Annotated in this window: 21 protein-coding genes; 7 read left to right on the top strand and 14 right to left on the bottom strand. The window is 68.3% G+C overall.

The window, feature by feature from the left end:
- Window positions 1-41: 41 nt before the first annotated feature.
- A complete protein-coding gene (locus YU1_RS0110195; protein WP_029003974.1) occupies window positions 42-1,025 on the top strand; it encodes a malate dehydrogenase in 984 nt (327 codons plus the stop codon).
- Window positions 1,026-1,200: 175 nt separating this feature from the next.
- On the top strand, window positions 1,201-2,886 hold the full coding sequence (locus tag YU1_RS32625; RefSeq protein ID WP_084539789.1) for an ATP-dependent nuclease: 1,686 nt from the start codon (window positions 1,201-1,203) through the stop codon (window positions 2,884-2,886).
- Between the two features lie 41 nt (window positions 2,887-2,927).
- Here the strand turns inward: YU1_RS32625 and YU1_RS0110185 are convergent, their stop codons facing one another.
- From YU1_RS0110185 to YU1_RS0110155, 7 genes are all read right to left on the bottom strand, one after another.
- Window positions 2,928-3,605, bottom strand: a complete 678-nt coding sequence (locus YU1_RS0110185; RefSeq protein ID WP_051356716.1) for a GntR family transcriptional regulator — start codon at window positions 3,603-3,605, stop codon at window positions 2,928-2,930.
- 2 nt (window positions 3,606-3,607) lie between these two features.
- The gene (locus YU1_RS0110180; RefSeq protein WP_029003971.1) at window positions 3,608-4,297 is read right to left on the bottom strand and encodes a DUF2848 domain-containing protein; all 690 of its coding nucleotides are present in this window, start codon (window positions 4,295-4,297) and stop codon (window positions 3,608-3,610) included.
- An 85-nt stretch (window positions 4,298-4,382) separates the two neighbouring features.
- Window positions 4,383-5,555, bottom strand: coding sequence for an ABC transporter substrate-binding protein (locus YU1_RS0110175; protein ID WP_029003970.1), 1,173 nt, complete (start codon window positions 5,553-5,555; stop codon window positions 4,383-4,385).
- Between the two features lie 47 nt (window positions 5,556-5,602).
- A complete protein-coding gene (locus YU1_RS0110170; protein WP_198018900.1) occupies window positions 5,603-6,325 on the bottom strand; it encodes an ABC transporter ATP-binding protein in 723 nt (240 codons plus the stop codon).
- Between the two features lie 9 nt (window positions 6,326-6,334).
- The gene (locus YU1_RS0110165; protein WP_051356715.1) at window positions 6,335-7,129 is read right to left on the bottom strand and encodes an ABC transporter ATP-binding protein; all 795 of its coding nucleotides are present in this window, start codon (window positions 7,127-7,129) and stop codon (window positions 6,335-6,337) included.
- Entirely contained in the window at window positions 7,126-7,968 is an 843-nt protein-coding gene (locus YU1_RS0110160; RefSeq protein WP_029003967.1) for a branched-chain amino acid ABC transporter permease, read from the bottom strand. Before YU1_RS0110160 ends, YU1_RS0110165 begins: the two co-directional genes overlap by 4 nt.
- Window positions 7,968-8,840 (bottom strand): branched-chain amino acid ABC transporter permease, encoded by an 873-nt coding sequence (locus YU1_RS0110155; protein ID WP_029003966.1) that lies wholly within the window; start codon window positions 8,838-8,840, stop codon window positions 7,968-7,970. The genes YU1_RS0110160 and YU1_RS0110155 overlap by 1 nt, the downstream gene beginning before the upstream one ends.
- A 346-nt stretch (window positions 8,841-9,186) precedes the next feature.
- Here YU1_RS0110155 and YU1_RS31920 point away from each other — a divergent pair, with 346 nt between their 5' ends.
- Complete coding sequence (locus tag YU1_RS31920) at window positions 9,187-10,335, top strand: helix-turn-helix transcriptional regulator (protein ID WP_051356714.1); 1,149 nt, start codon at window positions 9,187-9,189, stop codon at window positions 10,333-10,335.
- 6 nt (window positions 10,336-10,341) lie between these two features.
- Here the strand turns inward: YU1_RS31920 and otsA are convergent, their stop codons facing one another.
- Together otsA and otsB are read right to left on the bottom strand one after the other, a co-directional pair.
- Window positions 10,342-11,823, bottom strand: coding sequence for an alpha,alpha-trehalose-phosphate synthase (UDP-forming) (otsA, locus tag YU1_RS28915; protein ID WP_084539788.1), 1,482 nt, complete (start codon window positions 11,821-11,823; stop codon window positions 10,342-10,344).
- Between the two features lie 2 nt (window positions 11,824-11,825).
- On the bottom strand, window positions 11,826-12,611 hold the full coding sequence (gene otsB, locus YU1_RS28910) for a trehalose-phosphatase (protein WP_051356741.1): 786 nt from the start codon (window positions 12,609-12,611) through the stop codon (window positions 11,826-11,828).
- 213 nt (window positions 12,612-12,824) lie between these two features.
- Between otsB and YU1_RS0110135 the strand changes: the two genes are divergently transcribed.
- A complete protein-coding gene (locus YU1_RS0110135; protein ID WP_029003965.1) occupies window positions 12,825-13,211 on the top strand; it encodes a hypothetical protein in 387 nt (128 codons plus the stop codon).
- Between the two features lie 242 nt (window positions 13,212-13,453).
- Complete coding sequence (locus YU1_RS0110130) at window positions 13,454-13,723, top strand: glycine zipper domain-containing protein (RefSeq protein WP_029003964.1); 270 nt, start codon at window positions 13,454-13,456, stop codon at window positions 13,721-13,723.
- A gap of 207 nt (window positions 13,724-13,930) precedes the next feature.
- On the opposite strand, the gene YU1_RS28905 is transcribed toward YU1_RS0110130, so the two are convergent.
- From YU1_RS28905 to YU1_RS0110115, 3 genes are all read right to left on the bottom strand, one after another.
- Window positions 13,931-15,160 (bottom strand): transglutaminase N-terminal domain-containing protein, encoded by a 1,230-nt coding sequence (locus tag YU1_RS28905; RefSeq protein ID WP_156922036.1) that lies wholly within the window; start codon window positions 15,158-15,160, stop codon window positions 13,931-13,933.
- A gap of 293 nt (window positions 15,161-15,453) precedes the next feature.
- Window positions 15,454-15,636 (bottom strand): DUF1328 domain-containing protein, encoded by a 183-nt coding sequence (locus tag YU1_RS0110120; RefSeq protein ID WP_029003963.1) that lies wholly within the window; start codon window positions 15,634-15,636, stop codon window positions 15,454-15,456.
- A gap of 51 nt (window positions 15,637-15,687) precedes the next feature.
- Window positions 15,688-16,119, bottom strand: a complete 432-nt coding sequence (locus tag YU1_RS0110115; protein ID WP_029003962.1) for a hypothetical protein — start codon at window positions 16,117-16,119, stop codon at window positions 15,688-15,690.
- 166 nt (window positions 16,120-16,285) lie between these two features.
- Between YU1_RS0110115 and YU1_RS0110110 the strand changes: the two genes are divergently transcribed.
- Window positions 16,286-16,594: a hypothetical protein gene (locus YU1_RS0110110; protein WP_029003961.1), complete on the top strand. Its 309-nt coding sequence runs from the start codon at window positions 16,286-16,288 to the stop codon at window positions 16,592-16,594.
- Window positions 16,595-16,789: 195 nt separating this feature from the next.
- Complete coding sequence (locus tag YU1_RS0110105) at window positions 16,790-17,041, top strand: hypothetical protein (RefSeq protein WP_156922034.1); 252 nt, start codon at window positions 16,790-16,792, stop codon at window positions 17,039-17,041.
- 857 nt (window positions 17,042-17,898) lie between these two features.
- Here YU1_RS0110105 and YU1_RS28900 read toward each other — a convergent pair.
- Complete coding sequence (locus tag YU1_RS28900) at window positions 17,899-18,441, bottom strand: sigma-70 family RNA polymerase sigma factor (protein WP_035714833.1); 543 nt, start codon at window positions 18,439-18,441, stop codon at window positions 17,899-17,901.
- 285 nt (window positions 18,442-18,726) lie between these two features.
- Window positions 18,727-19,005, bottom strand: coding sequence for a con-10 family general stress protein (locus YU1_RS0110095; RefSeq protein ID WP_035714831.1), 279 nt, complete (start codon window positions 19,003-19,005; stop codon window positions 18,727-18,729).
- Between the last annotated feature and the right edge of the window lie 53 nt (window positions 19,006-19,058).

Genomic DNA, 19,058 nt, shown 5'->3' with positions numbered 1-19,058 from the left:
CCCCCGTAAACCCGTTCGGACTTTTCGGGGAAGGATTCATCATGACGAAGCCCGCCGTCCGCGTAGCTGTCACCGGCGCCGCCGGCCAGATCTGTTATTCGCTGCTGTTCCGCATCGCCAACGGCGACGTGTACGGCAAGGACCAGCCGGTCATCCTCCAGTTGCTCGACCTGCCGCAGGCGCAGAACGCCGTGAAGGGCGTGGTGATGGAGCTGGAAGACTGCGCCTTCCCGCTGCTCGCCGGCGTGGTCATCACCGATGATCCGAAGGTGGCCTTCAAGGACGTGGACGCGGCCTTCCTGGTGGGCGCGCGCCCGCGCTCGAAGGGCATGGAGCGCCGCGACCTGCTCACCGCCAATGCCGAGATCTTCAAGGTCCAGGGCGCGGCCCTGAACGCGGTGGCCAAGCGCGACGTGAAGGTGCTGGTGGTCGGCAACCCGGCCAACACCAATGCCTACATCACCGCCAAGAGCGCCCCGGACCTGCCGGCCGGCAACATCACCGCCATGCTGCGCCTCGACCACAACCGCGCGCTGTCGCAGTTCGCCGCCAAGGTGGGCATCAACAGCGCCGACATCGAGAAGCTGGCCGTGTGGGGCAACCACTCCCCGACCATGTTCGCCGACTACCGCTTCGCCACCGTGAAGGGCGAGGCGCTGCCCAAGCTGGTCAATGACGAGACCTGGTACCGCGAGACCCTGATCCCCACCGTCGGCAAGCGCGGCGCGGCGATCATCGAGGCGCGCGGCCTGTCGTCTGCGGCCTCGGCGGCCAACGCGGCGGTGGACCACATGCACGACTGGATCCACGGCACCAACGGCCGCTGGGTCTCCATGGGCATCGCCTCGGACGGCTCCTACGGCGTGCCGGCGGGCATCGTGTTCGGTGTCCCGGCGGTGTGCGCGGGCGGCAGCTACACGGTGGTCAAGGACCTGCCCATCGACGCCTATGCCCAGTCCATGCTGGACATCACGCTGAAGGAACTGCTGGAAGAGCGCGACGGCGTCGCCGAGATCATCGGCTGAGGCTTTCTTTCAAGCTAGGATGATTAGAAGCCGGTCCTTCGGGGCCGGCTTTTTTGTTGGGTAGGGAGAGCCAATAGGCAATTGGGGCAAAGGGGAATGCCCACTAGCGAAACGCCGTCACAGCCCGCATACTGGAATGAATTTGAACGACTAGCTTCAGAACTGAGCTTGGATCATGAACATTAAGGCTCTTATTAGTGAAATCAGGTTCAAAAGCGGCCTCAGTCTCAAGTTGAACGAAAATGATATAGTAGTAGTGATCGGTCCCAACAATTCTGGAAAAAGCGCAGCATTAAAAGACATGCTCGCCGCGCTTCGCGATGGGATTCCAGGAGTTGTGCTAGAGAGCGTTACAATAACGCGGCTGACGCCATTGTCCGAATTGGAAAGGGATCTGGATCCGTATGTAGGTGCAAATGACCAAATTAATGTTCAAAATCATAGCTTTCCTAAGAGTGTTTTGGCGCATTGGTGGGAAGGGCCGCGCCGTCCCGTCGGCCCTTTTCTGGTTGAGAGGATCGTCTCTAATCTATCGACCCGCGAACGGCTTGCTGATTGCGACCCCCCACCACCCTTTGATCGCAGGCAGGGCTTCAGTGCAACACATCCATTCCAACACTTTTTTAAAGATGACGCTTTGGAGGCACGCGCGTCGGATCTCTTTAGGCGTGCTTTTAAGAAAGATTTCATCATACATCGCGGAGCGTCAGTCAATATTCCCGCTTACATTGGAGGTCGCCCCAAAGTTCTGCCCGATGAGGATCGAATTTCAGGGTCCTATCTCGATCGCTTAGAGGCACTGGACAAGCTTGAGACACAGGGCGACGGCATGCGCAGCTTCGCTTCCATTCTTGGGCGCACGCTTGCCGAATCGAAGCCAATCCTCCTAATCGACGAGCCCGAAGCTTTCCTGCATCCGCCACAGGCCAGGCTGATCGCAGACATCATCGCCGCGGAGTCAACAGAACGACAGACCTTTATCGCCACCCATAGTCGCGAGATTTTACAGGGTTTGCTGGGCAATCACGCTGCGCGAGTGTCAGTCGTTCGGCTCACACGTACAGCGTCGGGCGGATCGGCTGTCCATCTGCCAAGCGCCGATATCGCGGCACTGTGGAAGGATCCGATCCTTCGTTTCAGTAACGTGCTTGACGGCCTTTTTCACGAGGCTGTTGTAGTTACGGAAGCTGACGCTGACTGTAGATTCTACGAATCATTAGCTCAATGTACGACGCCGTCGGGCCAGTTGCCCGATATTCATTACACATACAGCGGCGGTAAAGATCGCCTGCCGGTCGTCGTCAAGGCACTTAGGAAGCTGGGTGTGCCAGTCGCGACCATTGCCGATTTCGATCTCTTGAACAACGAGACGCCTCTATCGCTCATCGTCGAAGCGCACGGAGGGGACTGGTCCGCGATCAAGCCCAACTGGGAGGCCGTCAAAAAGACCGTTGAGCAGAGCAGCACTTTCGTCGGCGCAGATCAATTCAAGACGCAGATGACGGATCTGCTCAAGTTGATCCCCTCGGGAACGGCCGTTGAAAAGTCAATTCTTTCTAGAATCAAGAGCCTCGCACGCAATGCGTCGCCTTGGGACCATGCAAAGCGTAGCGGCTTGACCAGCCTGCCCAATGGCGAGCCGACAAGAAGGGCCAAGGCTCTGTTGGCGGACCTCAATGCCATAGGCGTCTTCGTCGTACCCGATGGTGAGATGGAAGGGTTCTGCCGGGACGTTAGTGGACATGGGCCGCGCTGGGTCGAGGATGTGCTGAAGCTGGACTTGGCGACAGACGAGACGTTAGCAAATGCGCGCCGGTTCATGGGCGAGGTGGTGACGCATTTGAACGGCAAGTTGGTCTAGCGGTTCAAAGACAACCCTTGTTGATCCGCTCGCCAGCCCCCTCACATCTGCCGCGCGAGATTCTCCGCGAACGACAATATGTGCGCCCGCATCGCCGCTTCCGCGCCGTCCGCATCCCGCGCCGCGATGGCGTCGACGATGGCGGCGTGCTCCTCCACCACGCGGTGGTGGTGCTCGTGCTCGCGCAGGGAGAGGAACCACACCCGCTGCGAGCGGTCGTGCAGGTTGCGCAGGATGTCGCCCAGAACCATGTTGCGGGCGGAGGCCGAGATGGCGCCGTGGAAGCGCCGGTCGAGCGCCATCAGCGCGTCCGCGTCGCCCGCCTGCGCCGCGATGCGGCCGCGCACCACCGCGTCGGTGAGCGCCTCCACCGTCGCCCCGTCCGCCCGCTCCGCCGCGAGGCGGGCGCAGAAGCCCTCGTTGAGCAGGCGCACGGACACCATGTCCTGCACCTCGTCGCGGGTGATCGGGCGCACGATGATGCCCTTGCGCGGCAGCACCTCCACCAGCCCGTCGCGCATCAGCCGGTCGAACGCCTGGCGCACCGGGGTGCGCCCCAGGCTCAGCGCGGAGGACACGGCGGCCTCGGACAGCGCCTCGCCGGGCCGGAACAGGCCCATGATGATCCGCTGCTTGATGATCTCGTAGGCTTCCTCGCGCAGCGAGCGCGGCGCCTCCTCCGCTTCGAGGGTCCGGAAGGAGGCGCCGGGCACGAACATGCTCAGCCGGCCACCGGGAGGACGGCGACGTCATAGCCGTGGCGGATGGTGCGCTTGAGGATGGGGTCCTCGATCTCGAACTCGAAGCGCTGCGCCGGGCGGATGCCGCCCTTGGCCGCCAGCGTGCCGCAGAACATCACCGAGCCGCCGGCCAGATTCTCGCCCTGGAAGCCGGCGACGATCTCGGCCGGCGGCAGCATGGCGTTCACCGTGCCCTCCTGGTAGAGCACCCGCGCCCCGTCGATCACCGCAAATGAGCGCAGGATCAGGCTGTCCCAGTGCGGCAGCACGTCGTCCAGCGCCCACAGCTCCGGGGCCACCGGCTTGTCGCACATCTGCTTGGAGACGGTGATGTTGTAGGTCTCCACCTTGCGGTCGGTATGGTCCGAGCCGATGCCGAGATAGCGCCGGCCGCCGGCGTTGACGATCATGAACTCGATCTCGCCGGAGGAGTCCGGGCCGGTGCTCTCGATGGCGGTGGCGGTGGTCAGGCGCGCGGCCGAGACGCGGTAGTAGATCGGGGTGGAGGCGGGGCGCGGCACGCCCAGCTCCTCCAACTCGACGATGTGCTTCTCCAGCGCCACCTTGTCCCGCCCGGTCCAGCCGGCGATGACGCAGGTGCGGATCAGCAGCGTCTCCTCGAAGCTGCGCCCGTCGGCGTGGATGGTGAAAGTGAGGGCGGTGCCCGTCATGGCCTGTCCTTGAATGCAAGAAGGGTCGGAAAGAGAAGGGGGACCGGCGGCAGGGGGGAGGGCGCCGCCGGTCCCCGCGCACGCCTTATTCAGGCATGCGGGTGTCGAGCAGGGTCCACTTGCCGCCCTTGACCTCAAGGATATAGACCGGCTTCACCGCGTCGCCGTCCTTGAAGGAGATCTTGCCTTCCAGGGCGTCGTAATCCTTCATCTTGGCCAGCTCGTCGCGCACCGCGGTGCGCTCGGCCACCAGCTTGTCCTTGGCGCCGGTGGTGCCGGCCCGCTTCATCGCCTCGGCGTAGAGATAGACGATGTCGTAGACCGCGGCGTCCATCTGGTTGGGCTCGCTGCGCTCCAGGCCGGCGGCCTTGGTGCGCTTGCCGAACTCGGCGGTGAAGGCCTTGGTCTTGGCGTTCACGTCGGGGAAGAAGGTGGTGCCGATGGTGAGGTTCTCGCCGGCGCCGTCCATGCGCTTGGGCAGCTCGGGATCGGCGATGGTGGTGCCGCCGATGACGCGGGTGGAGACGCCCTGGCGCTTCAGCTCCTTGGCCAGATTCACCGCGCCTTCCGGCGGCGAGCCGAGGCCGACGATGTCGGGGGCCATCTCCTTGAGCTTGGAGACCTGGGGCGACAGGTCGAAGGCGGCGAGCTGGAAGTCCACCGCGCCCTTCACCGGAATCGCGTACTTCTCGAACATCTTGGGCACCACCACGGTGCCGATGGACTTGGACACCACGTCGTCGGTGGCATAGGCGGCGGCGCCGGAGGCGGCGGGCAGCTTCTTGTCCTTGATCGAGCCGAGCACCTGGTCGATGACGATGCCTTCGTCGGTGGTGTTGCGGAAGCCGTAGGAGAAGCCCTTGGTCAGGCCGGGGGCCGAGGAGGCCATGGACATCTGCGGCACGCCGGCGCGCTCGCCCACCGGGAAGGTGGTGCGCACCTCGGAGGAGGAGAACGGGCCGATGACGGCCAGCGCCGCGTCATCCTCGGCGAAGCGGCGCAGCGCGGTGGTGGCCTGCTTGGGATCGCCGGCGGTGTCGAACTTCACCACCTTGATCTTCTTGCCGTTGATGCCGCCCTTGGCGTTGATCTCTTCCACCGCCAGGTCCACGGCGATCTCGTTGGTGCCGGCGAGGCTCACATAGGGGCCGCTCTTGGCCATCATGTAGCCGAGCACCAATTCGCCGTCGGCGCGGGCGGCGGCGCCAGCGGACAGCGCCGCGAGAAGGGTTGCACTGAAGACAAGCGACCTTTTCATGAACCGGCTCCTTCTGGAAGATTTCTTGCTGGAAGAGTTTTCGCGGGTCAGTGGTGAGCGGGGGTGCCCTCGCCCAGATACGCCTCTTGCAGGCGGGGGTCGGCGGCGAGCGCCTTGGGGTCGCCGGCCATCACGACGCGGCCGAGTTCGAGCACCGTGGCGTGGTGCGCGACGCCGAGCGCCTTGCCGGTGTTCTGCTCCACCAGCAGCACCGACAGGCCGCCGCGGTTCAGCTCGCGGATCAGGTCGAACAGCTTGGAGACGAACAGCGGCGAGAGGCCGAGCGAGGGCTCGTCCAGCATCATCAGCCGGGGCTTGGCCAGCATGGCGCGGCCGATGGCCAGCATCTGCTGCTCGCCGCCGGAGAGGCAGGAGGCCAGCATGTGCCGCCGCTCGCCCAGGTTGGGGAAGCGCTGGTAGATGGCGTCGATCTCGGCGCGGATGGCGCGGCTGTCGGTGCGCATGTGCGCGCCCAGCAGAAGGTTCTCCTCCACCGAGAGCGAGATCAGGATGCGCCGGCCTTCCGGCACCAGCACCACGCCGGCCTTGATGCGGGCATGCGGCGGCTGGCGGGTGAGGTCCACGCCGTCGAAGGTGATGCCGCCGGCGCGGACCGGCACGGCGCCGAGGATGGCGCGCAGCAGCGTGGACTTGCCCGCGCCATTGGCGCCGAGCACGGTGACAACCTCGCCCTCCCCGACGCGGAGGTCGACGCCGGACAGCGCGGTGACGCGGCCGTACTGCACCTGGAGGGCGGAGACATCCAGCAGTGCCATGGCTCAGGCCTCCTCGTCCGTGCCGATATAGGCTTCGCGCACCTTGGGGTCGCGCCACACCACGGAGAGCGGACCCTCGGCGATCTTCTCGCCGAAGTTCAGCACCACCACGTTCTCGCAGATGCTGTCCACGAAGTGCATGTCATGTTCCACCACCAGCAGGGTGAGCCCGCGGGCGATCAGCGCCTTCAGGTGGTCCCGGAGCGCATTGGTCTCGCTGGGATTGAGCCCGGCGGCGGGCTCGTCCAGCATCAGCACGCTGGCCCCGGCGAGCGTGGCGCGCACCAGGTCGATGCGCTTGCGCACGCCATAGGGCAGGGCGCCCACCGTCTCCTCGGCATATTGCTCAAGGCCGCTCTCAGCCAGCGCCGCGCGGGCCTCGCGCTTCCAGCGGTGGTTGGGGATCAGCCGGTAGGGGGTGAGCAGCGCGGCGAGCGAGGAGGCGCGCACATGCTGGCCCACCAGCAAATTCTCCAGCACCGAGAGGTGCGACATCAGGCGGATGTTCTGGAACGAGCGCGCCACCCCGGTGCGGATGCGCCGGCGCGAGGGCAGGTGGGTCACGTCCACGCCGTTCACGTGGATCGAGCCGCTGTCCACGCCATAGACGCCGCTGACCAGATTGAACACCGTGGTCTTTCCGGCGCCGTTCGGGCCGATCAGGGCGGTGGCGCGGCCCTTCGGCACGCTGAAGGAGAGGTCGCGGATGGCGCGCACGCCGGCGAACGACTTCTGCAGGCCGGAGATGGCGAGGGCCGGCGCGGCGGCGGGGGTGGCGGTGGGAGCTGGGGCGCTCATGCGGAGGCTCCCTTGCTGCGGCGGCGGAACAGGCGGAACAGCGAGGCGGTGACCAGCCCCTGCGGCCGGAGCGCCATGAAGATGATGATGAACAGCGCGAACAGCGCGTAGCGCCACTGGTCGCTGGCCCGCAGCAGCTCGGGCACCAAAGTGAAGAAGGCGGCGCCCACCAGCGGGCCCCACACCGTCTGCACGCCGCCGAACAGCACGTAGAGCACGGTGAACACCGAGAGCAGCACGTTGAAGTGCTGGGCCTCGATGAAGCTGTAGTGGTGGGCGTACATGGCGCCGCCGAAGCCGGCCAGCGCCGCGCCGAGCGCGAAGGCGGCGACCTGGATGCCGCGCACGGAAATGCCCATGAGGTCGGCCACCGTGGCGTCGCTCTTCACCGCCGTGAGGTAGAGGGCGAAGCGGGTGCGCGAGATCAGCGCCATCAGCAGCACGACGCCGATGGCGCAGGCGAACACCACGCCGGGCGCGGCATAGTCGGTCACCGGATAGCCGGCGGCGGCGCCCACCACGTCGAGATTGAGGAAGACGGCGGCGATCACCTGGCCGAGCGCGAAGGTGGCCAGCGCCAGATAGATGCCGTGGGTGCGCAGCACCGGGATGCCGATGAGGATGCCCACCAGCCCGGCGGCGGCGCTGCCCATGGGCACGGCGGCCCACATGGACCAGCCCAGCTCATTGGTGAGATAGGCGGCGGCATAGGCGCCGATGGCCATGAAGCCGGCGATGCCGAGGTTGAGCTGCCCGGCGGCCAGCGGCAGATACACCGCATAGGCCGCCATGACGTTGAAGGCGAGGACGACGAGGACGCCGGTGAGATAGCCGCTCATCACAGCTTCTCCCGGGCCGGCGGGCGGCCGATGAGGCCCTGCGGCCGGACGATGAGGATGACCAAGAGAAGCCCATAGACGGTGATGTTGACCACGTCGGCGCCGATCAGGCTGATGGACAGGACTTCCGCCAGTCCGATCAGCAGCCCGCCGATCACCGCGCCCCAGATCGAGCCCATGCCGCCGATGATCATGGCGGCCACGGCCTTGAAGCCGATGCCCTCGCCCATGAAGGGCGAGACCTGCTGGTAGTTGACCGCGAACAAAAGGCCGGCGAGGGCAGCCAGCAGGGCGCTGCCGACGAACAGTTGCGGCACCAGGCGCTCGATATTGATGCCCATGAGCAGCGCCGTCTCGCGGTTCTCCGCCACGGTGCGGATGCGCCGGCCGGCGTTGGTGGCGCGCAGGAACCACGACAGCCACGCCACGAGGCCGAGCGAGATGGCCAGCGACACCATCTGCGCGATGCCGATGACGAGGCCGCCGACGCGCACGTTCATGTCGGCGAACAGCGCCGGGAAGGCCTGCTGGTCCGAGCCGTAGCGGATCAGGACGAGGTTTTCGAGCAGGACGAGGAAGCCGAGCGAAGAGACCAGCGGCACCTCCGCGTCGCCCTCGCGCATGCGGCGGTAGGCGAGGCGCTCCACCAGCAGCGAGACCAGAGCGGCGACGAACAGCGCGCCGCCGGCGGCGAGGAAGAAGGGCCAGCCCAGCTTGAGGAAGCCGAACGCCAGCATCCCGCCGAGCATGAACAGGCCGGGAAGCGAGAAATTGAGGAAGTTCAGGACGCCGATGGCCAGGGTGAAGGCGACGGCGACCAGCATGTAGATGGCGCCAAGCATCAGGCCGTTGATGATCTGCTGCGACAGCATGGGGCGGCTATGGCACCTTCTGTGACCGGCGCGTGGGGGCGCGCTGTCCTTCGGTCCAGCGGGTGGACCTTAGGGAATGGCAACTAAACTAGATAACAAACAAAGCTAAATATCCGGCATGGTCAAGCTGAAATTTCAGGCGGATTTCAGCCTCTCCCGCCTCTCCGCGCGGCATGTCCGGAGCCGGCCGCGCGGGCGCGGGGCGGGGTGCCGGCGCTGGCGCGGAACGGCTTGACGGAGCGGGACGCGCGGGCTGATCCTTGAGCCGGCGTCGGGTGGGGCGCCAGGTCCCGCGCGGCGCCGCCGGGCGGGGGCCGCGCCGTGCCCGCCGGGGGGAGGCGACGGCATGACGGTTGCGGACCGGGACGGCGTGACGGAGCTGACGGGACGCCTGTTCGAGGCGGCCTACGACCCGGCCGCATGGCCCGCCGCCATCGCCGCCCTGCAAGGCGCCTTCCATGGCGCGGCGGCCTGCTTCTGCATCGAGTACGGCCGCCACGCCGACGTCGTCAGCGGCAATTGCGATCCCCATTACGCCGGCCTCTACCTCAGCGAGATGATCCCGCACAATCTGGTCTGGCGCCCGCTGATGGGCGCGCCCGTGGGCGCCGTGGCCAGCGACCGGATGCTGATGGACAAGGACGACTTCCGGAAGACGGTCATCTACAACGACTGGTACGCGCCGCAGGACTACCACGCCTCGCTGAGCTGCAAGGTGTCGGCGCCCTCAGGCGGCGCCGGCTTCGTGGTGGTGAACCGGGGCGGGCGGCAGCCGGACTTCGAGGACGAGGATCTCGCGCTGATGCGGCACCTGGCGCCGACGCTGGCGCGGGTGGCCGCTTTGCGCCAGCGCTTCGGCGCGCTGCGGCTGGCCGAGCGCGCGTCCGGGCAGGTGCTGGCCAATGCCGGCGTCGGCTTCGCCTTGGCGGCGGCGGACGGGCGGCTGCTGCACATGAGCGAGGCCGCGCTCGGCCTCCTGCGCGCCGCCGGCCTCATCGGCCGCGACGGGCATCTGGCGGCGGGCGGCCATGCCGAGGCCAAGGCGCTGCGCAAGCTGGTGGCGGAGGCCTGCGCCAGCCCGCCGGGTCCCGGCGGCGACCTGCTGGTGCGCCCGCCGGGCGCCTCTCCGCCGCGTCCGGGCCCGGCGGCGCCGGCCCTGGCGGTGGCGGTGAGCCCGATGCGCGACGCGCAGGCCTATGGCATGGACGTGGCGGGGGCCGCCGCGCTGTTCCTGCGCCCGGTGGGATTTGCCTTGCCGCCGGGCTTCCCGGCCATGACGCGGGCGCTGTTCGGCTTCAGCGCGCGCGAGGCGGAGATCGCCGGCGAACTGGCGGCCGGGCGCTCGCTGAAGGAGGCGGCCTATGCCTGCGGCATCACCATCTCCACCGCGCGCACCTATATGGCGCGCATCTTCCTGAAGACCGAGACCAGCCAGCAGAGCCAGGTGGTGGCCCTGCTGCGCGGCCTGCTGCCGGCGCCGCCCTCCGGCGGGTGAGCCGGCTCACATCTCCAACGGCCGCTGGAGGCCCTGCCGGTCGGTGATCCGGGCGGAGGAGTGCGCCCGCAGCGGTGCGCCGCGGGCCAGCAGGCTGTCTAACTCCGGACGGCCGGGCTCGGTGAGGGCGTCGAGGAAGCTCTGCGCCCAATGGTCGATGTCGTGGTCGGTGAGCACGGCCATCATCCGGGCATGGCGCTCCCTGCGCTCGGCGAGCGGCATCTCCAGCGCCCGGCGCAGCGCGGCGGCGACGCCCTCGGTCTCGTGCGGGTTCACCATCAGCGCCCCGCCGCCCATCTCCGCCGCCGCGCCGGCGAATTGCGACAGCAGCAGCACGCCGGGATTCTCCGGGTCCTGGGCGGCGACGAACTCCTTGGCGACGAGGTTCATGCCGTCGCGCAGCGGCGTCACCATGGCCACGTCCGCCGCGCGGTAGAGGCCGGCCAGCGCCGAGCGGGAATAAGTGCGGTTCACATAGCGCAGCGGCGTCCAGGAGACGTGGCCGTAATCGCCGTTGATCTGCCCCGCCTTGGTGGAGACGTAGCGGTCCATCTCGGCATATTCCGGCACTTCCGTGCGGCTCTTGGGGGTGATCTGCACGAAGGTCACCTTCTGGTGCCACTCCGGCGTGGTGCGCAGCAGGGTCTCGAACGCCTCCAGCCGGTTGGGGATGCCCTTGGAATAGTCCAGCCGGTCCACCCCCAGCACCATCTTCTTGTCGCCGAGGCTGGCCTTGAAGTCCTTCATGAAATTGGTGCGCATGGCATGCCGGGCGCGGCGGGCGAAGCTCTCGGTCTCGATCGCCACCGGGAAGGCGCCGACCCGCACCCGCCGGCCGCCGATGTCATAGGCCTTGCGGTCGGCGGTGGCCTGGCCGCCGCGCGATTCCAGGTAGCGGCCGAAATTCTCCTTGTCGTTCTCGGTCTGGAAGCCGAGCAAATCGTAATGCGCCAGCGAGCCGATGATCTCGCCGTGGCGCGGCAGGGTCTGGATCAGCTCCGGCGGCGGCATGGGGATGTGCAGGAAGAAGCCGATGCGGTTCTTGTGCCCGCGCTCGCGCAGGTACCGGGCCAGCGGCATCATGTGATAGTCGTGCACCCACAGGATGTCGTCATCCTCGATGATCTTGGACACGTGCTCGGCGAAGTTCCGGTTGACCCGGATGTAGCCGGACAGGTCGGAGCGGTGGAATTCGGCCAGATCCACGCGATAGTGCAGGATCGGCCACAGCACGCGGTTGGCGAAGCCGTTGTAATATTCCTGGTAGTCGTCCTCCTTGAGGTCGACCACGGCGTATTTCACCCCGTTGCGGCTGGAGATGGCCGGGCGCTCGGAGGGCTGCTCGGTGATCTTGCCGCTCCAGCCGAACCAGATGCCGGAGCGCTCCTTCAGGGCCGCGTTCACCGCCACCGCGAGGCCGCCGGCGGAGACCTTGCCATTGGCCTGGGGAACGGCAACGCGGTTGGATACGACGATCAAGCGCGACACGGTCAGGCCCTCCGGCTGTTGGCGGCGATGGTGTCCAGCAGGGCGCGCACGTCCTGCGCCTCCGGCAGCACCACGTCCGCATCGGGAAAATCGCGCCCCACGGAAATGACGATGCCGCCCATGTCCTTGATGACGGCGAACGCCGCCTCGTCGGTCACGTCGTCGCCCATGAACACCGGCGTGCGGCCGGCGAAGGCGGGGGTCTGCATGAACTGGCGCACCGCGCTGCCCTTGTCGTGGCCGGCGTGCTTGAGCTCGAACACCAGCCGGCCGGGCAGCAAGGCGAGGCCCGCGTCCGCCGCCACGAAGCCCGCCAGCGTCTCGCGCAGGCGCGGGCCGATCTCGGGATTGAGCCGGTAGTGCAGGGCGATGCTGCTGCCCTTGTCCTCCACCAGCACGCCCTCCAGGTCGCGGGCGAGCGCCGCCACGGCGCCGCGCAGCCCCTCGGCCAGCGCCGGGCTCTGCCGGGCGGTCTCGGCGTCGGGGGAGAGGCGGACCTCCGCGCCATGCACGCCGGAGGCGGCGAGGCGCAGCGGCGAGAACAGAGCGTCGAGCCCGGCCACCGGGCGGCCGCTGACCAGCGCCAGCGCGCCGCCGGTCTCGCGGTCGAGGATGTCGAGGGTGTCGAGCAGGGACTTGGGAACGCTGACCGCGTCCGGGTGAATGGCGATGTCGATCAGTGTGCCATCCACGTCGAAGAAGAACGCGCACTGCCGCGGGTTCAGAAGATCTTCCAGCGGGGCCGCCGAACGATCATGCGCCTTTGGAGGTGCAAAGGTAGCGTGCATGAAATCCTCTTGCATGAAACTCCAAGGTCCAACGTGATCGCGCTGCCATTGTTCCCGCAAACGTCGGTCGAACTTCCGCCACGAACACTTCCGGGTGACGCAACGGAGATTGCGCCCGCGCAACCTGGACCGTCGCCGGAACCGTCGCCGTCCGCCGGCGTTCTTGAGGACATTCCCTCGGATGCATCCGGGACCATCAACGGAGACAGGCTCATGCTCGGCTACGGATCGCGTTCCTCCACCACCGACATCTCCCGCCAGATCGACGCGCTGAAGACCGACCTCGCCAAGCTGGGCGAGGCGCTGGCCGACGCGGCGGCGGAAAATTCCCGCGCGCCGCGGCGTGAAGCCGCGCGCTATGCCGACCGGGCGCTGCATCTGGTGGAGGACGGCGCCCAGGCGCTGGCCGCCGGCGGCCTGTCGCTGGCCCGCGACGGCTCGCGCTCGGCGGCGCGCAAGATGGGCCGCACGGTGGACCGGGCCGAGCATCTGGTGAGCGCCAATCCGGGCACGGCGGTGCTGGCGGCGGTGGCCGTGGGCTTGACCGTGGGCGCGGTTCTGTATGCCATTGCGGCCGGCGAACGCGCCGGCCGCCGCTGACCGCGATTTTCGGCGCGGGATCGGCGCGGACGCCAAACGGTCGCAAAAAAGTGTTCTTTCCCGTTCAGCTTAAGGTTAAGGGAGCGGTGGAAGGACCTGCCGGGGACGCCGACGCCCCCGGGGGCACGCCCCTCGGGGGGAAGGTTTCCCCAGGGGTATCCGAGCCCGAGCATGGGGCGGGCGAATCTGGTAACGCGCAGGACAACCGGCTCGGGCCGGCAATGCCTTAAGGGAGAGTCCAAATGAAAAGTGCTGTGATCGTCCTCGCTGCCGCCCTGGCTCTCGCCGGCTGCAGCCAATATTCCGAATCCGACCGCGCCGTGGGCGGCGGTCTGCTGGGCGCGGGCGCCGGCGCGCTGATCGGCGGCGCGGCGACCGGCAATGCCACGGGTGCCCTGGTCGGCGGCGCGCTGGGCGCGGCCACCGGCGCGGTGGTCGGCGCGGCCACCACCCCGAACGCCTGCTGGGCGCGCGACGCCTATGGCAACGCCTACCAGGTGCGCTGCCCCTGAGCGGCGACCGGACCTGACGGTTTCGACGGGGCGCTTCGGCGCCCCGTTTTCGTTTCGGCCGGCCGTGCGTCGCCGCCGGTCCTCGCCTCGGCCCTAGAGCGCGATCCGATCAGATTGAATCAATCTGATCGGTGAATCGCCCTCTAACCTGTTGATAGAGAACGCGTTATCCGATCAGCTTGCGTTGCAAGCTGATCGGCGCGTGCTCTAGGCGGGCGGCAGCGGCGTGGCTTCGGCCGGCGGCGCGGCGGCGGGCGCCACGGCCTCCACCTCGTCCAGCGCCGAGGCCGGGCCGGACGGGGGCTGGGCGAGGCTTTCGCCCTCCAGCAGCTCCGCCACCTCGGCGGGCACCGTGATCGGCGCCTCGGCGGCGGGCGGGGCCTCCACCGGCAGGGCTTCCACCGGCGGGGCGTCATCTGACGGCTGCGGCTCCTGCGCCCCGGCCTCCGGCGGCGCGGCCTCCGGCGGGGCTGCCGCCACGGCGGGCACGGCTTTCGCCGGCCGCGCCGGCGCGGCCGCCTCCGCCGGCGGGGTGGAGCGCACCGGCACGGAGGGCCGCACCCCGTGCGAGGACACCAGCACTTCCACGTCCATGCCGAGGAAGGCGCCGGCCGAGCCGTGGAAGCTGCCGCTCACCGGGATCGCCTGGCGCGGATCGCGCACCACCGCCACCCGCACCAGATGCTCGGTGCCGACCAGAGCGTTAGTGGGGTCGAAATCGATCCAGCCGGCGCCGGGCAGGTAGACCGTGGCCCAGGCATGGGTGGCGCCGGCGCCGAGGAAGTCGCCCTCCGCCAGCGGGTCGAGCTGGGGCGTGTAGAGATAGCCGGTGACGAAGCGCGCGGCGAAGCCCAGCTCGCGCACCGTCTCCATGAACAGCAAAGCGAAGTCCCGGCAGGTGCCGCTGCCCAGGCTCAGCGTCTCGGCCGGGCTCTGCGTGCCTTCCTCGTAGCGCGCCTTGTAGGCGAGGCGGTCCTTGATGGCCTGGTTGATGGCCATCAGCAGGTCCAGCGTCGGCAGGTGGCCGGAGGCCGGCAGGAACGAGCGGGCGAAGGCTTCCACCGCGCCGCTGTCGGTATAGTGGCGGGTGGAGATGAGCGAGATGTCGAGGCGGTCGTCGCTGGAATAGACGAAGGGGTAGGTGGCGGCGTCCGGCGAGATCAGCCCTTCCAGCGGCGGCACCGGATAGATTTCCAGCTCCAGCACGCTGTCGATGCGCAGCTCGTCCGCGCTCTCCTGGAAGTCCAGCAGGGCGATGGAATTGCCGAACACGTCATAGACGTAGGTCACCTCGGCGATGGGAAACAGCGTGAGGGTGGAATCCAAGAGGCGCAGCCCATGGCTGTCGCGCGGGCGCAGCATCAGCCGATGCTGGCCGAAGGACACCGGCTCCGCATAGCGGTAGTGGGTCTTGTGCTCGACGGTGAGGCGCCTCATGTCGGTCCCGATCCTTCAGCGATGGGCCGGCGGAAGGTCCGCTTGCCCGCTCCCGGCTGTTGCCTCCCGGCCTGTCCCGGCCGGCTTTTCGCCCCCGGCCCGGCGCGCGGCGCGGACCAGGGTGCGTCATCTTAGATCAAACGGCGCGCGATGCAGCCGCCGACCCTCGCCGGCCACCGGGCATTTGCGCCCGGTCTCGCGCCCGAACAAAAAAGCCATGGTCCCGGTGGTCGGGGCCATGGCGTTTCTCGCACCGGCCACGGGGCCGGCGGACGTGAGGGACCGTGCGATGCTCAGGGCACGGTCGGGCCGCGGCCGCGCCGCATGAAGCCCATGACGGCGGAGATCAGGAACAGGATGATCGCCACGTAGAAGATGATCTTGGCGATCTCGATGGCCGTGCCGGCGATGGCGGTGAAGCCGAGCACGGCGGCGATCAGCGCGACCACGAGGAAAGTGAGAGCCCAACTCAGCATGTCCGATACTCCTGTCGTGTTGCGGTTGATATGTTGCGGTCCGCGCCCGGTTCAGGGCCGGCGGCTCCACGGCCGGCGCGATGCGCGGTTGGCTGAGGCGGCTTCCCGCCATTGCGCGAACGAGGTCTGCCCCGGAGCGTCGCGCCACGTCTGGTAGGCGGCGTCATAGGCTCGCGCCTGATCCTGCCGCCATGCCTGATAAGCTTCGTCGAGGCTCCGAAGTTCCGCCTCCCGCCACGCCAGATAGTCGGGGTCGGCGGGCGGGGCGCGGCGGGCGCCGGGCGCGCGGGGGTCGGTCTCGCGGGTGTCGGGCCCGGCGGCGTCGGCGCGCCGTCCGGGGGGCACGCCGTCGTCATGCACCAGCGAGGCGCGCGGGTCGTCATAGTCGCCCTGGCGCTCGAAATGGCCGGGGTCGTTCTTTTCCTGCTCCGCCGGATCGAACACCGCCGACCGGGGCGAAGCGCTGGACACGGCCTCTGACATGCCCGCCTCCAAAGCCTTGCTGAACCTGTGCTGTAGGAACCGCACAGGGGCTTTTCGGGTTCCCGGTCCGAGCCAAGTCGCCGGCATGAAAAAGCGGCGGCGACATCATGGAACAAACGTTCAGGAACGGCGTTTCTTCACAACTGTACGGTAGAAGGAGAGCACCATGGCCGCTTCGCGCACGCCCGGAACCGGGACACCGCACCGCGATCAGGGCGCGGGGCAGGTCATCTGGCCGGCGGGGGCTGTCCCCCATGGCTACGACCAGTGCGAATTTTCTCCCGAGCAGTGCACGCGAGATTTCGCGCGGCCCCGTCGTCCGCGCGAGGCGGACGAGGAACGGCGGCAGCTTCGCGTGGCGCACGCCGCCATCGGCGAAGGGCAGAGCGAGAGTGCGGTCGGCAATGTGGACGAGAAATGGGACGCCGAGGACGGTCCGTCCGTCAACGGCGCATCGCGTCTTTACAGGGATTGAGGCCATGGCGCGCGCGGCGGGGCGGTGCGAGGCGGGGAGGTCCGGTGCACGGACGTCTCTTGCAAGGCGCTGCCGAGCCGTGGCAGAGCTTGAGGCTGAAGTCTTCGGTCGAAATTTTACAGCAGGCGGGCAGTCACGATGCGCACGCAGCGCCCGGATCGTCTTATGACGCAAGACCAGAGAGAGGGAGGCGGCATGAAAGCGCCTCATCGTCGAGACATTTCGGCGCGGCAGGATTTGCTGGGCAAGGAGCTGCGACAGCTCTTCGACGACTATACCCAGGAAGACATGCCCGACGAACTGCTGAAGCTGGCCGCCCAGCTCCAGGGTGCGTTCGAGCGCCCGGCCGCTCCGGCGACGCCGGCGGCCGGGCCTGGCGAGGGCACCGCCAAGGACCCTGCGAAGGACCCTGCCGCCGCGCAGCCGTCCGATCCCGAAGTCGCCTGAGCACCGCGCCTGACCGCGACGTCGGCTGACGTCGCGCGAGGGGACGCGCGGGCGAGCCATGGGCGACGCCTGACGCAACGCGATGCCAGCCGGCGCAGAGCCCGGCTGGCCTGAGGCCGCGCCGGGACGCGCCGAGAGCCGGGCGCCGAGAGCAGGCTCCAAAGATCTGCCCCCACAGATTGGGCCCCCAAAGACTGGGCCCCGAGGATTCGGACCGAGAGCCGATCCGAGCTCCGCGCCCGGACGCCCGAGGGGCGCCAAGCCCCAAGCCCCGATCACCGCCAGGCCCCGATCAGCTTCACGGCTGGCTCGCCGCCACGGCCGGATCGCCACACGCTCCGATCACCACCAAGCTTCGACCACCGGCGGATCCCGCCAGGGCCGTTCGGCCCCGCGTCCGCGAGGCGCCCGCCGGGATCGCGTCCGGACGCTTTCGCCCAAGGTCGCGCTCAGGCGGGGGGGCACGCGGTCGTCGGCACCCAGACGGGTCCGCCGGCGTTCCGCTCCCCCCCTCCGCCGGTCGTGGCCGAGGGGGCAGAGCCGCGCCGGGGCGTCCTCGTCCGGCCCGCCTCGGAGCCCCGCCGGCGGCGAGGGCGTCCGAAAAGTTATGGGCGGGGGGGCATTCCATCAGGTCATGAGCGAGCTATTGAGCGGGGCGATTCTGCCCGCTGCGCGGCGGTGCGCGCTGCTTCGCGTCGGTGCGCGGCCCTCGCATGTGCCACACATGCCGGCGCGGCCCGTCCGGGCCGGCGCAACGCCTTGCGGGGCAAAGGGTCGCGGGCGCGGGGCGGTCGCGGTGTCACAAATGGGGAATTTCAGGTCGATGCGCGGATGCGGTGTCGCATCGCGCCGGCGGCTCAGCTGCGCGCGGCGGAGAGCGCCAAGGCGTCGGTTTCCACCACGTCGGAGGTGCCGTCGGCGCCCATCAGGGTGAGCAGCTTGGCGCGGGCGCGGTTGACCCGGCTCTTGATGGTGCCGAGCGCGCAGCCGCAGACCTCGGCCGCCTCCTCGTAGGACAGGCCGGCGGCGCCCACCAGCACCAGCGCCTCGCGCTGGTCGGTGGGCAGCAGCTCCAAGGCTTCCTTCAGGCTGGTGAGGGTGACCGCCCATTCCTGCGCCGGACCCATGTTGGAATCCTGCTGGGCCAGCGTGGCCATGCCGTCGTTCTCGCGCCGGCGCTTGCGGATCTCGGTGTAATAGGTGTTGCGCAGGATGGTGAACAGCCACGCCCGCAGGTTCGTGCCCGGATCGAATTTATCGATGTTTGACAGGGCCTTGAGCAGGGTCTCCTGGACCAGGTCGTCGGCTTCCGTGCGGTTCCGGGTCAGCGAGCGCCCGAAGGCGCGCAGGGCCGGCAGGAACTCGAGCACCTGGGTCCGCAAGTCGTTTCCGCCGGGCACGTCTGTCTTTCGAGGCAAGTCCATGGGGCGTCCGATATCCGCTTCCTCTGGATGATACATGCCCGCCCCCCATCGCGAACGAGGGGGTCATACCCCCGGCCACGCCAATGCTGACGCCACCTGGATCGCAGCTGGGACAGCCACGTCATCCCTTCCGTGAAGAGTTCAACGTCAGCTCGGCGGATAAGGTTCCCGTGCCCTCTCACACAGTCACGTTTGGCAGGCCGCTTGGTAAATGGCGGCTTGCCGGCCGGGGAAAGGAAAAGCGGCTTGCGCCGCTTCCCCCTAGGAGCGGTCGGTATTGCTGCCGGAATGCGAGGCCTGGCCGCCTTTCTGGCCGGCCTGGGAGGCCAGCGAGCGGTCGCGGGAGAAGCTGCGATCCTCGTCGGCGACGCTCTGGCCGCCCTTGCGCCCGGCGGCGGAGGCCAGTTCCCGGTTCTGCGAAAAGCTGCGCTTTTCCGCCGGGACGCTCTCGCCGCCCTTGCGCGCGATGGCCCGTTGCTTCTCCGCATCCATCGCCGCGAACCCCCGGTTGGATGCTCCCTTTGCGCGGGTTTCTGCCATCTCCTTAGCTCCTCGGTGCTGGGTCAGCCGTTGTTGACTTCCCTGGCACAACG

The organism is Azorhizobium doebereinerae UFLA1-100 (assembly GCF_000473085.1).
Classification (GTDB): domain Bacteria; phylum Pseudomonadota; class Alphaproteobacteria; order Rhizobiales; family Xanthobacteraceae; genus Azorhizobium; species Azorhizobium doebereinerae.
The sequence above is the reverse complement of the archived record's forward strand: the minus strand, read 5'-3'. Positions and strand labels throughout refer to the sequence as shown.

Excerpts from the sequence above, each read along its gene's own strand:
- YU1_RS0110165 (WP_051356715.1), bottom strand. The coding sequence starts at position 7,129 with ATGAGCGCCCCAGCTCCCACCGCCACCCCCGCCGCCGCGCCGGCCCTC.
- YU1_RS0110135 (WP_029003965.1), top strand. The coding sequence starts at position 12,825 with ATGCTCGGCTACGGATCGCGTTCCTCCACCACCGACATCTCCCGCCAG.
- YU1_RS31920 (WP_051356714.1), top strand. The coding sequence starts at position 9,187 with ATGACGGTTGCGGACCGGGACGGCGTGACGGAGCTGACGGGACGCCTG.
- YU1_RS0110105 (WP_156922034.1), top strand. The coding sequence starts at position 16,790 with ATGAAAGCGCCTCATCGTCGAGACATTTCGGCGCGGCAGGATTTGCTG.
- YU1_RS32625 (WP_084539789.1), top strand. The coding sequence starts at position 1,201 with ATGAACATTAAGGCTCTTATTAGTGAAATCAGGTTCAAAAGCGGCCTC.
- YU1_RS0110115 (WP_029003962.1), bottom strand. The coding sequence starts at position 16,119 with ATGTCAGAGGCCGTGTCCAGCGCTTCGCCCCGGTCGGCGGTGTTCGAT.
- YU1_RS0110155 (WP_029003966.1), bottom strand. The coding sequence starts at position 8,840 with ATGCTGTCGCAGCAGATCATCAACGGCCTGATGCTTGGCGCCATCTAC.
- YU1_RS0110195 (WP_029003974.1), top strand. The coding sequence starts at position 42 with ATGACGAAGCCCGCCGTCCGCGTAGCTGTCACCGGCGCCGCCGGCCAG.
- YU1_RS28905 (WP_156922036.1), bottom strand. The coding sequence starts at position 15,160 with ATGAGGCGCCTCACCGTCGAGCACAAGACCCACTACCGCTATGCGGAG.
- YU1_RS0110185 (WP_051356716.1), bottom strand. The coding sequence starts at position 3,605 with ATGTTCGTGCCCGGCGCCTCCTTCCGGACCCTCGAAGCGGAGGAGGCG.
- YU1_RS0110130 (WP_029003964.1), top strand. The coding sequence starts at position 13,454 with ATGAAAAGTGCTGTGATCGTCCTCGCTGCCGCCCTGGCTCTCGCCGGC.
- YU1_RS0110160 (WP_029003967.1), bottom strand. The coding sequence starts at position 7,968 with ATGAGCGGCTATCTCACCGGCGTCCTCGTCGTCCTCGCCTTCAACGTC.
- YU1_RS0110175 (WP_029003970.1), bottom strand. The coding sequence starts at position 5,555 with ATGAAAAGGTCGCTTGTCTTCAGTGCAACCCTTCTCGCGGCGCTGTCC.
- otsB (WP_051356741.1), bottom strand. The coding sequence starts at position 12,611 with ATGCACGCTACCTTTGCACCTCCAAAGGCGCATGATCGTTCGGCGGCC.
- YU1_RS0110095 (WP_035714831.1), bottom strand. The coding sequence starts at position 19,005 with ATGGCAGAAACCCGCGCAAAGGGAGCATCCAACCGGGGGTTCGCGGCG.
- YU1_RS0110120 (WP_029003963.1), bottom strand. The coding sequence starts at position 15,636 with ATGCTGAGTTGGGCTCTCACTTTCCTCGTGGTCGCGCTGATCGCCGCC.
- YU1_RS0110180 (WP_029003971.1), bottom strand. The coding sequence starts at position 4,297 with ATGACGGGCACCGCCCTCACTTTCACCATCCACGCCGACGGGCGCAGC.
- YU1_RS0110110 (WP_029003961.1), top strand. The coding sequence starts at position 16,286 with ATGGCCGCTTCGCGCACGCCCGGAACCGGGACACCGCACCGCGATCAG.